13 protein-coding genes and 2 pseudogenes are annotated in these 13,030 nt (G+C 49.5%); 7 read left to right on the top strand and 8 right to left on the bottom strand.

Annotation, left to right across the window (positions count from 1 at the left end):
* Nucleotides 1-341 precede the first annotated feature (341 nt).
* The gene (locus tag F3I44_RS16790) at nt 342-860 is read left to right on the top strand and encodes a GNAT family N-acetyltransferase (protein WP_150019492.1); all 519 of its coding nucleotides are present in this window, start codon (nt 342-344) and stop codon (nt 858-860) included.
* A gap of 235 nt (nt 861-1,095) precedes the next feature.
* Here F3I44_RS16790 and F3I44_RS16795 read toward each other — a convergent pair whose 3' ends face one another.
* From F3I44_RS16795 to F3I44_RS16810, 5 genes are all read right to left on the bottom strand, one after another.
* Nucleotides 1,096-1,329, bottom strand: a complete 234-nt coding sequence (locus F3I44_RS16795; protein WP_368668631.1) for a NirD/YgiW/YdeI family stress tolerance protein — start codon at nt 1,327-1,329, stop codon at nt 1,096-1,098.
* A complete protein-coding gene (locus tag F3I44_RS24300; protein WP_368668632.1) occupies nt 1,329-1,490 on the bottom strand; it encodes a hypothetical protein in 162 nt (53 codons plus the stop codon). The genes F3I44_RS16795 and F3I44_RS24300 overlap by 1 nt, the downstream gene beginning before the upstream one ends.
* Before the next feature lie 52 nt (nt 1,491-1,542).
* A complete protein-coding gene (locus F3I44_RS16800; RefSeq protein ID WP_150014242.1) occupies nt 1,543-2,343 on the bottom strand; it encodes a glucose 1-dehydrogenase in 801 nt (266 codons plus the stop codon).
* Between the two features lie 122 nt (nt 2,344-2,465).
* Nucleotides 2,466-3,116, bottom strand: a complete 651-nt coding sequence (nth, locus tag F3I44_RS16805; protein ID WP_046102933.1) for an endonuclease III — start codon at nt 3,114-3,116, stop codon at nt 2,466-2,468.
* 69 nt (nt 3,117-3,185) lie between these two features.
* Nucleotides 3,186-4,301 carry an alcohol dehydrogenase catalytic domain-containing protein gene (locus F3I44_RS16810; RefSeq protein ID WP_150014244.1) on the bottom strand — a complete coding sequence of 372 codons (1,116 nt, stop codon included), beginning with the start codon at nt 4,299-4,301 and terminating at the stop codon, nt 3,186-3,188.
* A gap of 325 nt (nt 4,302-4,626) precedes the next feature.
* Here F3I44_RS16810 and F3I44_RS16815 point away from each other — a divergent pair, with 325 nt between their 5' ends.
* The 4 genes and pseudogenes from F3I44_RS16815 to F3I44_RS16830 all read left to right on the top strand — a co-directional run bounded on the left by F3I44_RS16815 (nt 4,627) and on the right by F3I44_RS16830 (nt 8,021).
* Nucleotides 4,627-5,463 carry a helix-turn-helix domain-containing protein gene (locus tag F3I44_RS16815; protein WP_150014246.1) on the top strand — a complete coding sequence of 279 codons (837 nt, stop codon included), beginning with the start codon at nt 4,627-4,629 and terminating at the stop codon, nt 5,461-5,463.
* A 248-nt stretch (nt 5,464-5,711) separates the two neighbouring features.
* Nucleotides 5,712-6,901: pseudogene (locus F3I44_RS16820) on the top strand (MFS transporter).
* A 210-nt stretch (nt 6,902-7,111) separates the two neighbouring features.
* On the top strand, nt 7,112-7,477 hold the full coding sequence (locus F3I44_RS23955; protein WP_150014248.1) for a DUF4440 domain-containing protein: 366 nt from the start codon (nt 7,112-7,114) through the stop codon (nt 7,475-7,477).
* A 31-nt stretch (nt 7,478-7,508) separates the two neighbouring features.
* Complete coding sequence (locus F3I44_RS16830; RefSeq protein ID WP_150014250.1) at nt 7,509-8,021, top strand: GrpB family protein; 513 nt, start codon at nt 7,509-7,511, stop codon at nt 8,019-8,021.
* A gap of 191 nt (nt 8,022-8,212) precedes the next feature.
* Here F3I44_RS16830 and F3I44_RS16835 read toward each other — a convergent pair whose 3' ends face one another.
* Nucleotides 8,213-8,638 (bottom strand): VOC family protein, encoded by a 426-nt coding sequence (locus F3I44_RS16835; RefSeq protein ID WP_150014252.1) that lies wholly within the window; start codon nt 8,636-8,638, stop codon nt 8,213-8,215.
* A 454-nt stretch (nt 8,639-9,092) separates the two neighbouring features.
* Here F3I44_RS16835 and F3I44_RS16840 point away from each other — a divergent pair, with 454 nt between their 5' ends.
* The gene (locus F3I44_RS16840) at nt 9,093-9,713 is read left to right on the top strand and encodes a protein phosphatase CheZ (protein ID WP_150014254.1); all 621 of its coding nucleotides are present in this window, start codon (nt 9,093-9,095) and stop codon (nt 9,711-9,713) included.
* 147 nt (nt 9,714-9,860) lie between these two features.
* Here the strand turns inward: F3I44_RS16840 and F3I44_RS16845 are convergent, their stop codons facing one another.
* Nucleotides 9,861-10,586, bottom strand: coding sequence for a type 1 glutamine amidotransferase (locus F3I44_RS16845; RefSeq protein ID WP_150014256.1), 726 nt, complete (start codon nt 10,584-10,586; stop codon nt 9,861-9,863).
* Between the two features lie 116 nt (nt 10,587-10,702).
* Between F3I44_RS16845 and F3I44_RS24305 the strand changes: the two are divergent.
* Nucleotides 10,703-11,475, top strand: a pseudogene (locus tag F3I44_RS24305) (helix-turn-helix transcriptional regulator).
* Nucleotides 11,476-11,571: 96 nt separating this feature from the next.
* Here the strand turns inward: F3I44_RS24305 and F3I44_RS16860 are convergent.
* Nucleotides 11,572-12,930: an esterase-like activity of phytase family protein gene (locus F3I44_RS16860; RefSeq protein ID WP_150014262.1), complete on the bottom strand. Its 1,359-nt coding sequence runs from the start codon at nt 12,928-12,930 to the stop codon at nt 11,572-11,574.
* Nucleotides 12,931-13,030 lie beyond the last annotated feature (100 nt).

The following is a 13,030-nucleotide window of genomic DNA, read 5'->3' on the forward strand; positions in this document are numbered from 1 at the left end:
GACCGCATTCATCGCTGAATTATCAGACGCCGTCAGAGTTTGCAGCACGGTGGCGGAATGGAAAATGTGAGGGTAAACAAACCGACGTTACTAACTGAAGGTTGTATCTAATACTGGGGGCAGGTCAGTAAAGTCTGTCTAAAAGAGAGATATACCAAAGAATTCAATCAAGAATATGCCGGTATTAGCAATGCGATAAAAGAGATAGGGCAAATGTCTGCTCTTCGCTCATAGCTGACCTTACTATGCTGCCAGAAGCTGACGCAGCTTAACATCGTGCTATGGTGATTTATTTTGAGAAGTTCAGCGAAAGTAATTCTTTCAAGTAAAAGGAGTGTCAAATGAATTTAGAAACTGCGCGCTTAAGGCTTGAACCCTACCATGACTCACACTACGAAGGCTTAAGGGTAATGGAAAGCGATTCTGGCGTGATGCGGTATATCAGCAAAGGGGTTGTTAAAACACCAGAAGAGACTTGGGAAAGCATCAGGCGTGTTCAGGCCAGATGGCAGAAATATGGATTTTCGTGGTGGGTTCTCAAAGAGAAGGCTTCCGGGGTCGTTGTTGGAGCAGCATGCCTTCAATATCTGGCAAACGTTGAAGGTGCACCCTTAGAGATTGGCTGGCGGCTCGTCCCAGAACAGAATGGCAAAGGCTATGCAACAGAAGCGGTTAAAGCGATTATTGATTTCGCGGCAGAGCAGATAGGCGCAACGTATTTAGTGGCTGTTGCCGACCCTGAAAATTCGCCCTCTCAGCGAGTGATGCAGCGATTAGGCATGACTTACAAAGCAATAGAACAGCATTATGATGTGCCCTGCGTAGTTTATGAACTTAGCATTCAGCGTGCTCAATCGTAATGGGGATGTGAACACGATGTCCGCTTTTTGCCAGAAGCAGACACAACAAAATTTTTTGTACACGTACGACTTTCAGGCGCTCAGATTGCTAAAAGCAAGTTGCAGCACTTTCACCTGACGTCAGGGTTTCTGCCCGTTCTGGAGCTATCAGTAATCTTATACTACACATAAGCGCAGAATGCAGAATGTTCAACGGACCGGATTAAGCACGGTCCGTTGTCCACTTTTAGGCTGTTCAGGGCCTATCGATCCGGCTCACTTTCATAAACGTTTCATCCGCTTTACCGTAGACACGCCCACTGACGCGGACCTTTTCACTGGCCTGATACACCTGACCGCGAAAGGCGCTGCGGGGAGCCATGAACCTGACGGTGTCGCTTGAGTCGCGGAAGAGATAGTGCCCTGGCTTCTGCTCATGAATGATATAACCCTCAAGCGTTACGTACCCCCCCTGCCTGAAGTCCCTGATTACTTTTGCTTTAGTCGCAAGCGTATCTTCTGTACCCTTTTTCGCGGCGTCTTCTCTGTGTGGGGGGGCGCTTTTTCTCCTGCCCGGTATCCGCCTGAAGATGCTCCGGCATTTCCGCAAAGGGCAGCAAGCAAAACTGCAAAAAATAGCTTTTTCTTCATTGTCAGCTCCTCTTGAAGTTACCTGTCAGTTGGGGAAGGAAGTGACCGTCAGTCAGCCATTGTTGCGGAAGCCGGGATAAAGGCTCATTCCCCCGTCGATAAACAGCGTCGCACCGTGCACGTAATCTGACAGGTCGCTTGCCAGCCAGACCACGGCGTTTGCCACATCTTCCGGCACGCCGATCCGGCCATAGGGAACAAGCTCAAGCAGTTTTTCTTCTGCTCCGCCCTTAATTGAGTCAGCGTTGATGGCCGTTTTGATGGCGCCGGGAGCCACCGCATTCACGCGAATACGCTCTTCTCCTATCTCCTGGGCAATACTCCGCATCAGAAGATCCACGCCACCCTTTGATGCTGAATAGTTGACATGTCCTGCCCAGGGAATAACCTGATGCACCGAGCTCATGTGAACTATCTTGCCGGCGGCGCGGCTCAGCTCAGGTTTAAACTGCTGCTGCCTGAACTGACGCAGGGCGGCGCGGGCGCAGAGTAACTGTCCGGTCAGGTTAACACTGATAACGCTGTTCCAGTCGGCAAGCGTCATATCACCGAACGACGCGTCTTTCTGCAGGCCAGAGTTCGCCACAAGAATATCCAGCCGGCCAAAGGTGCTTACCGCGGCCGCAATCAGTTTATCGACATCCGCTTCGACAGACACATCGCCAGCCACAGCGATAGCCTGGCCTCCGTGCGCCCGAATCTTTTCTGCCAGCGATTCAGCAGGCTCGCGGTGGCTGTGATAATTGATGGTGACGGCTGCACCAGCAGCAGCCAGCGCCTCAGCGCAGGCGTAGCCCAGCCCTGAGCTGGCGCCGGTTACTAGGGCTACCTGTCCTTCAAGTGAAATTCGCATTAAAACTCTCCTGATTAAATTTGCCTGGGTCATCGCTAAGCAGGAAGCAGGCGTCCTAAACTAAAATCATTAAGCGCAAGACGGGTTGTCCGTTTGCCATTTATGCGCAGCGCGCAGGGCCTTCAGGCTGCGCGCTGCCGGTAATAATCGCAGTAGGCCGAAACTGGACATTCACTGCAGTGAGGCTTACGGGGCTTACAGATATTCATGCCCACGGCAATCAGCCACTCGTGCGCGTGTTTTTTGTATTCTTCCGGCGTAATGTCATTGAGCTGTTCGGCTGATTTTTCGTGCGTTGATGCCCTGACAATACCGAGACGATTTATCACCCTGTGAATATGTGTATCCACTGCGATAACGGGCTTTTCATATTTATAATTCAGCATCAGGTTCGCGCATTTTTGACCAATGCCGGGTAGCCTGAGAAGTTCTTCCTTTGTATCAGGGATACGGTTGTCATAATCGTCAACAATAATGTCGCACATCTTTTTTAAAGTGCGTGCCTTACGGTTATAATGAGCAACCGGCTTTATCAGCTCAATCAGCCTTTCATCAGAAAGCTTCCTGATGTCATCGAAATTTTTTACTTCGGCGTAGAGCGCATTGCAGGCCTTTACAGTACGTGCAGTGGTCGTGACCGTAGACAAAGCACACGAGACCAGATGCTTGAAAGGCGTACTCGACAGCCCGTTCCTCATCCAGTCATGCTCTGTTTCTTCATAGGTTGGCTGAGTATCTTTTAAAATCTCATAAATCTTTATGACTTTGTTCATGCTGTCTTACTGTAATTAATGAGGGAGACGGGGCTGCGGATCTCCTGCGGCGGCAGGAGACCCTCATCTTTATGGCGTGATCACAATATTCGTGAAGCCGCCGCTCCGGTCTTCGGTGCCGTCGACAGCATCGTTAATCCGCTCCAGGGGGTAAGCCTTATTTTCATAAAAGGACAAGTCAAGCGCTCCCGCGCCGACCAGATCTGCCATTTCCTGCCCCTGTTCAGTTGAAAACCAGCAGGAACCTATGTGACTGATGTTGTTAGACATCATCCAGAATACATCCAGCGGAACCTCTTCACTTACCATGCCTACGTTGACCAGACACCCTCCTCTGTTAAGGGTTTTTATGGCCTCTTTCATCGGCTCTGGCGGCGCTCCGGGATTGAGTGCATCAATAGCAATATCAACACCGCGCCCCTCAGTGACTCTCTGACTCCATTCATCAGCAGACTCCTCTCCGGATTTCAGAATCTCGATGCGTCCAGGCTCAGCCAGCTGCTTTACACGCTCAAAGAGTGATTCATTACGTGCAGTACCGAGTATCTGTCTGACTCCGAGCGCCAGCGCCAGCGCCACCGCACCAAGCCCCAGCGTGCCGGTAATACCGTTGATTAACACCGTTTTCCCCGGCCCGGCCTTGCCGCGCTTCAGTGCACGATATGCGGTGCCGAGATAGCCCAGGCGGGCTGCAGTGCTGAAGTCGAGGTTATCAGGCAGGCGCACAAGGCTGTCCTGCGGTGCAGGCATGTACTCAGCATATCCTCCATACCTGTAATCCTTAAAAAGTGCGGCGCTTTCAGGCTTAATCCCGAAATAGCCATTCAGGATCATCCTTTCGCAGTCGAGATGGTGACCATTTCGGCACGCACTGCACGACCCACAGGCGCGCAGTGGATTGACGTAGACCCTGTCGCCCGGCTGAAAGTCGGTTACGCGATCACCAGTGCTGACCACTTCACCTGACACGTCCAGTCCAAAGATAGCGGGCATTTCAGGCAACGGTAAGTCCGGTGCCAGCTCGTCCCATTTTTCCAGTACATTCTGGAGATTAGGTACCATGCCGCACGCCTTAACCCGAACCAGAACTTCAGTAGGGCGAACAGATGGCCGGTCAATTTCATCTATAACCAGAGGTTTTCCCTTTCCGTGCATTCTGGCTGCACGCATGATGTCTGAACTCATATACTTTCCTCTGCGTGAAAAAAAAAGAAAAAACTGAATAAGGGATCGTAGCCTAAAAATTAACTTAAAAAAAATTCCGCCTAATACTTGACGGAATAGGTGACACCTGCGCAAATTAAATAAATGATAATAAACATAAAGTTAAAATATCAGCTCATTTATTATGCGCGACTTATGAAATAATTTGTTTCACTTGAAAATAATTTTATCTATGACAGGATAAAATGATTATTGCGCACAGTAAGACCCGGGATTCAATTTATTTTTTTTAGATAGAACAAATGTAAGGGAAGCTATATTATGCGGCGGCACACACCTGGAGTTAATGATGAATAGCTTTACGCGTGACTTAGTCATCTGGATTGAAAACAACCTTGAAAGAAAAGTATTACTGGAGGATGTTTCCGTAAAGGCCGGATACAGCAAATGGTTTCTGCAGCGGTTGTTCAGGGCTGAAACCGGCCTTGCGCTGGCCTCATACATTCGCTACCGAAAACTTTCCCGGGCGGCAATTTTACTGAAAATGACCAGTCTGCCCGTGACGGAAATAACTTACAGGCTGGGATTCAGTACGCAACAGGCATTTACCCGTACTTTCAAACAACATTTCGGTCAGGCCCCTGGTCGTTACAGAGAAGCGGCTCTGTGGAGTTTTGAAGGGCTCCTGCCTGAATTAACCGGCGAAAAGCCTGATTTGCCGCACCCGCAGCTCGTCATGACCCGTCTGAAGTCATTGCAGGGGATCAATCTGGGTTATACCTGCACCGGCTCTGAGCTGGAGAACATAGACTTCCATACTGAACAGCGCCGAAATTTACTGCATAAAGCCAGAGAAAAAATGGAAGGACATTTTCCGGCTTATGTCGCTGAAACTTATGGACCCGCGCCTGGTAATTCAGAAAGGATTAAATTTAGCCTGACCTTTGATTCAGGTCTTCAACAGAGCGATCCCACTCAGGAAGGCTCTGCTGCATTTCTGCGTTTTCCGTTCCACGGCACGCCTGACCAACTGACAGCAATGAAGGTAAATATTTACAGGCACATTATGCCATTCAGGCGTGAATCTCGCAGAGCGGGGCATGATTTTTTCATACGCGAAAACAAGGCAGTACCAGCTGATTGTGCTCCTGTCCTGGAGGGCTTCTATTACATACCTGTATAAGTCATCTCCAACGACCAGATTCTTTAACATTCTATACTTTTCAACATTTTGTCCGCTTTTCGCTCATAGCGGACATTACGCTGGATAGCGTCCGCTTTTTGCCAGAAACAGAAGTTATGCTTGCCTGCTTAAAAAGGCGCAACTTGAGTTTCGTCCTGAGAACCGTAGTTTGTTAAGAAAAATGATTCTCATTAACATGTAACGTGATGTGATGTTTAATAGCGCTTTTCTTTTTCAAAGGATGTGAAATGAGTGTTCGATTTTCAACATTGCGGCGTATTCCCGGTGGAGTCTGGATTATTGGTTTTGTCAGTCTTTTGATGGATGTTTCATCTGAAATGATCCACAGCCTACTTCCGCTTTTCATGGCAACTGCTTTAGGCACTCCGGTAGTCATCATTGGCCTTATTGAAGGACTGGCTGAAGCAACAGCTTTGTGTGTCAAAGTTTTTTCGGGCGTTATCAGCGATTACATTGGCAAACTTAAAGGGTTGCAATTCTTGGATATGGTCTGGGTGCGCTCAGCAAGCCGCTGTTTGCACTGGCCTCCACATCTGGAATGATATTCAGTGCGCGCATGATTGATCGTGTAGGATAAAGAATAAGGGGTGCACCCCGGGACGCTCTTGTTGCCGACGTTACACCACCCGAAATCAGAGGGGCGGTTTATGGCCTGCGCCAGACGCTGGACACTATGGGAGGATTTCTCGGACCGCTGCTAGCAGTGGGGCTAATGCTATTATGGAGTAATGATTTTCGCGCTGTTTACTGGGTGGCGGTCGTGCCGGCAATTCTGGCCGTTGCCCTGTTATTCTTTGGATTACATGAACCTCGCACACATGTAGTAAAAGCAACAACAAACCCAGTAAAAAAAGAAAATCTGAAAAGGCTGGGCGTACATTGTTGGTGGGTAATAGGGCTGGGCGGGGTCTTTACCCTCGCCAGGTTTAGTGAGGCCTTCCTGGTTCTGAGAGCACAGGAGGTCAATATCCCTCTTGCTCTCATTCCTCTCGTAATGGTCGCCATGAATATTGTCTTTTCTTTTACAGCTTACCCGTTTGGACGCTTATCCGACAGGAGCAGTCACAGGCGATTGCTGCAAATGGGCCTCGTTGTGCTCATTATGGCAGATTTAGTGCTTGCTCTGAGTGATACCTGGGTAGGGATCATAATTGGCGTAGCATTATGGGGTGTACATATGGGAATGACTCAGGGCCTGCTTAACACCATGATCGCTCGTACTGCACCAGCAGACCTTCGCGGAACAGCGTTTGGATTTTTCAGTTTGTTAAGTGGCATGGGATTGCTTATAGCAAGTCTGGGGGCAGGACTTTTATGGGATATATGGGGTTCTGCCTCTACATTTTTTGCAGGCGCGGTGATCTGTGTCATTACGTTACTTCTGAATCAGTTTGTACCTGAAAAGCAGAGTAATTAATCTGTTTCTGCGACGTTCTGAACATACCGGTTAAACCTAATTACCCTGCTAAAAATGACTCTGTGTTACTGAAGAGGGTTTACTCTCTGTCCGTTTCTCGCTCTTTGCAGACACTATGTCCATCAGAAATTGCCTGTATCAGGAGTTAAGATACAGGCGCACTGTTATGATCATTAAAACATCCGCCATAATTATTCGAGGATAAGCAGAATGCTTCTGGAAAAGCTCAGATTGCTTGAGTGCAGCCTTCATAGTGACAGACGAAGCGATCGGGCGTGGCTTGAGTTGATTCTTCATCCTGAGTTCCGGGAAATCAGCCGGTCAGGAGTGACTGTCAGCCGATCAGAGACCATTACGGCGCTGCTAAGTGAGAAGGCCGCACCCTTTATTCTCAGCAGTGATTTCCGGCTCACGGAGATGGGCTGCGGTTGTGCCCTGCTTCACTATCGGACGTTTTACGCTGATGGCAGTCATGCTGCATTACGTTCCTCTTACTGGATTTGTTCAGATGAAGGCCAGTGGATGCTGTTTTTTCACCAGGGAACGCCAGCGGCAGGCACAAAGGTTCAGGGATGAGTTGTATACTCAGGGCTGAGGAGGTGTTTTGATGCGGACGGTTATAGTTGTGCCATACGATGATAAATGGCCTGAGATGTTTGAAACGGAAAGTTTACTGATAAAGTCACTGCTCGGTGGAGTGGCTAAAAATATCCATCACATTGGCAGCACATCCGTCCCTGGTCTCTCAGCAAAGCCCATTATCGACATCTTGCTGGAAGTCTCCGACATCAATGAACTGGATAGATACAATCGTGCAATGGCCCACGCCGGTTATGTTGCCCGCGGTGAGAACAGGATGTCAGGACGCAGATATTTCATCAAGGGTGGCGATCAGCGTAGTCATCAGGTGCATGCCTTTGCTAGTGGCGATATGCAGGTACTAAGACATCTTGTCTTCCGCGATTATTTACGAAAAAACACAACCATCGCAGGGTTATATGCTGAGCTGAAGCATTCAGCAGCACGACTCAGCAGGAACGATGCTCATCGCTACAGCGCGCTCAAAGCGAACTTTATAGCGCATCATTTACGTCTGGCCCATGCTGAGTCAGAACAATAAGGAATGAGTTCATTGCGGGATGTCCTGTCCTCTTTTAGCCTTCAGCAGACCTCGCCCAGCTAATATGTTCGCTTTACGCCAGAATCGCAGTACGCCAGCCGCGCAGTGAATTGAGATTTTTCGCCGGGAATGCTTGAATTCACAGTTGATTTAGTCACCGCTAAAATCGTGAAATTTTATCAATGGGGTGACTACTGTTCATCTGTGTCGTTATCTGCTTCAGGAGAATAACCCCGATAAACGCATGCCAGCTTATGTCCGTCAGGATCGCGCAGATAGGCAACATAAAAGTCGGGGCCATATGTGGTTCGTGTGCCTGGATCTCCTTCATTCTCTCCACCCGCAAGAAGGCCAGCTGCATGAAAGCGTCTGACAAGCTCGGCGTTATCTGCACTGAATGCGAACATCGTTCCGTTTCCAGCCGTCGCGGTATATCCGTCAAAGGGAGGGCAAATACAAAAGCTGAACCCCTCATCCGGATTATCATCATCTCCCCACATTGCCCAGCCCTCTGTCCAGGCTGGCTGTCGCGAATAGCCGAGGACGTTAAAAATAGCGTCATAAAAGTCCACGGATCGCTGAAGGTCATTTGTACCAGTCGTGATATACGTCAGCATTTGATTACAACCTCTCGCTGTTTGTCTCAACAGATATTATACCGTTCACAGCAGCAATAAATATTTACCTGATGCACCAGTTTCCGCTTCAAATCATCGCACCGGCTATCAAAAGCACCTTATTAAGGGCGGCAGCGGGCATGCCCTCCTTTAATCAATAAGTGACTTTGCTGACGGTAACGTCCTCTGCTGTAGAACCACAACTGATGTCCACTTCCTGATCAAATCAAACGTAACCGCTGGCATCATGCTCCAGGCAGAAAAGCCCGCGGTGTAAACACAGCTATTCAGCCACATTTTTCCCTTACTCAAACCTGGCAATATCCGCACTGTGGCGTCTTCTTAACATTCTGATACCTCTGTCCTATGGGAAAAATCACAGGAAATTTAAAAAACCGCCGGATTCTGCCGATAACCTCAGATATCGAAACTCTGTCCGCAGGAAACAATATTTATGTCACCATCCGACACTCATAGTAAGCAGCAGGAAATTGGCGAAATCACGGCGCGTGCTGGCTACATCCTGCGGCAGCTTCGCGACAGTCTGCAACAGCTTGGGCTTGATAAAACCATTGCCGATGTGGCGGGAAGTATCCCGAACGCCCGTGAAAGGCTGGGTTATGTGGTCACTATGACCCGTGAAGCCGCAGAGGGCGTCATCAATAGCGTGGAGATCACGCAGCCTCTGCAAACCGAACTGGGCGAAAAAGCGGAGAAGCTCACTCAACGCTGGGATGCCACTTCCGGGAATCCGTCGGACAAAGAACAGGATCAGGCATTAGCTGCTGATACTGTTGCTTTGCTTAATGAGGTGCCCCGTATCACAGGTCTGACACAACAGCAGTTGCACGCGATTATGATGTCACAGGGCTTCCAGGATCTCACCGGACAGATAGTCCAGGCGATGATGGCCGTGCTGAATCAGGCTGAGCAGCAACTGATACAGGTCATCCGTGATAACACCGGCTCACATGGCACGACCGAGCGCGCAGCGCCGTCTAAACCCGCTTCCTCATCAGAAACCCCTGCCAGTCAGGATGATGTAGACGACCTGCTGGCCAGTCTGGGAATGTAAGCAGATATAAAAAAGTAAGGCTGAGAATGGATGATTGAGAAGAGGAAGGTCGGCGGCAAGTCAATCTTACGGAAAGCCATAACCCTCTTCATACTCAACACCCGCTTTCTGTCATAAAACCGGCAACAGTTTACATCCGGAATGACATTATGCCTGAGCGGCTTTATAACGTTTTTCCAGCTTGTTCAGAAATTCAAAGAGTACCTGATTCATTTCGCTGTAATCATGCGCCCGAAGTTTTTCCGGCGTGTCAACGAAGCGGTATTCTGCAGCACGGCTCAGATCTTTGTCAGAATGCGCGATCAGCAGCTCAACAACATCCGGCGTCATTTCCATATGGCACTGGAACCCAAACACACGGTCTGAATATGAAACGATCTGGCGCGGACAGCCTTCGCTGAAAGCAATAATTTTTGCTTCCGGAGTAAGACCCGGCATGTCGTTATGCCAGTGGCCGACGTCGAGCGACTTCGCAAAGTGAGAGAACAACGCATCCCTTCTACCCTCTTCAGTCAGGGTAATCGGGAATTTGCCAATCTCTTTTTCCGGGCTATGGGCGAACGGCGCACCGAGCGCTTCACCGATCAACTGTGATCCCAGACAGATACCGATCACAGCCTTACCGGCTTTAACAGCGGAGGCAATCAGCGCCTGCTCACCTTTTGAATCGAAGTGCGGGCACGCTTCAGATGTTGTGGCTGGATCTTGTGGACCGCCCATAACGATTAGTAAATCGATGCCCTGGGCGTCGGCTGGCAACGCATCACCTGCGTATAAGTGTGAGTAAGTCACATCATGACCCCGTTTTCTCGCCCATGTTTCATATGCCCCTGGCGCTTCGAAACGTTCATGTACGATAAAGTGTACCCGCATTAAGATAGGCTCCTGTTATACCTGTGATAATCTGGCGATAAACATTCTCCATCCAGTGAGCTCGTACACCGGATGGTTCCGATTTACGTATCATAGTGGCAGGGTCTGAATCTGAAATGCCAGGTAGTATAGATAAAGCGCCAGGACATGAAGACGTTCCTGGCTGGTCTGGCACGGCTATAAGCTATCAACGTGGAGAAACCGATCCTCCCCATCATCATCTTGAGGTACAGTTGCTCTATGCCACCAGGGGAGTCATGCTGGTTGAAACGGAAAACAACCGATGGGTTATCCGCCCTCAGCGTGCATTGTGGCTGCCGCCTCTGCAGATCCATAGTTACAATTTGCTGTCTCATACCGATCTGCGGGCTGTCTATTTTAGTTGCAGCCTTATCGCAGAATGCACCAATTTTACGAAGAGTGACCAGGTACACGTCATTACGGCGACGCCACTGGTGAAAGAACTGATAGCAGGTTTGTTCAATGAGAACTACAACAGACCGAGTCAGCGCAAGATGGCCCTGTTGCTTCTGGATTACTCAGCGAAACTCAACCATTAACTACAGCACTTCCAATGCCAAATAATGAGCGCTTATTCTCTGCTGTAAGGGAACTAGTGGTTAACCAACGCTGGGAAGCATCGATGAGTGACCTCGCTTTTATAGCGGCGATGTCAGAACGTACCTTTTCGCGATTGTTTATTAAAGATACGGGCTTTAGTTTCAGAACCTGGAAGCAAAGAGCCAGGATTTATGCTTCGCTGGATCAACTCGCGAATGGTATTCCAGTCAAACAGGTCGCTTACGAGCCTGGCTTTTCATGTCCTGCGTCCTATACCGCTGCTTTCCGTTCAATTCTGAGTTCAACACCGCGCGATTTTTTGCCTTGACCGATGAATTTCCCGCAGAACGGTTCAATAAGTATGTTGCGTCTATCAGTTCAACTCACAGGCAAAAGCGGACGTTGACTTTTATCTCCTTGAATCTTATTTCAGCGCTTCCGCCAGCGTGATAATCCACAACTCACTGTCTGACTCCGGTTTCTTCAGCGGCCTCAGACCGATGGTCGTGGCAACCGGCTTGTCATCCACCGTAAGCGTCCCCTGCTCCGTCACCCGATAATCCTTACGCTTCTTACCTTCAACCGGATTCTGCATCACCGCTTTCACGCCAAAGTCATTATCATTGGTGACCGCCAGCGTTTTATCGTCGATCATCGCCAGCCCTTCGGCTTTCTCCTGCTGCCAGCCGAGCTGACGTAAATCAACCACCCGCTTTTTAGCGGCAAACTTAATGCCGCGCTTCACCAGCGCTTTCTCGTCATCGAACTCCGGATATTCACCGGGCTTATCAAATGCTGAAAGCTCGGTAGCGGAGCTGAGATCCACCTTATAGACAAGGTTGCGCATCGCATCGTTTTTGTCGCTGCCCTGTTCGATCAGCAGGATATGCTGATTGTCGATCGCCACGATATCGCCAATTTTTGCGTCACTGTTTTTACTGTAATCCGCGCTGTCGATCGGGTATCCATACATTGCAGTTTTCCCGGTCGCCGGATCGAAACTCACCAGGCGGGTAAAGCGCGCCTGCTTTTTGCTTTTCCCGTCGATATCCAATGTGCTCTGGACCGCGGCGAGGATACGCCCATCGGGCATGCGGGTGATCCCCTCAAAGCCACGGTTTGGCTGACGCCATTTGAGTATGTTCGGCAGACCGCCCGCGATGGATTTCTCCCCTTCGGCTGCCTGCGGCCCGTGAATCGCCAGGATTTTACCGCGCTCATCTACGTTAATCAGGAACGGACCATACTCATCGCAAAGCCAGTATCCGCCCTTGCCATCTGGCGTAATGCCTTCCGTATCCAGACCACGGTTGTCACCCTGCAGCGCTTTCAGCGTATCGCTTAGCGCGACTTCATTGGTTGAGCCGATGACGCCATCCTGCAACGGCAATCCGTTAACGTTGCCCTTATCGTCATGCAATGGTCGGGCATCTGTGGCCTCGGCTTTGCCGTTCTGTACCCGAATATTCATTAGTAGTGGCGCGAAGCCTGGCGTAACGAATATTTTTGATTCTTTCTTACCCACATCAGGCGAGTCGGCATTAGGACCGCGATCGGTGACGGTAACAAAGGTCAGCGCATCCCTCTGCTTACCGGTAAACAGCAAACCAGAGCCGATACCCACCGGCAGACCCTGAGGAAATGCGCTGGCGAATGCACCGTTGTAGCTCACACGCGTCCCCTCTGGGAAACTGACGATGTAGCGTTCGACCTTCGGCTGTGCCGCTAACGTTGATAAAGAGAGCGTGCAACCGATAATCAGAGAAATCGCTTTTACTTTCATATTTTTATATCCATTAAGGAAAGCCACGAGCCTAAAGAATAAAAATGACAGAAAAATGAAATCACCGGGAAACATTGCAAGTTAACAGGTTGATTATTCC

This window comes from Pantoea sp. F_5 (genome assembly GCF_008631595.1).
GTDB classification, from domain to species: domain Bacteria; phylum Pseudomonadota; class Gammaproteobacteria; order Enterobacterales; family Enterobacteriaceae; genus Pantoea; species Pantoea gossypiicola.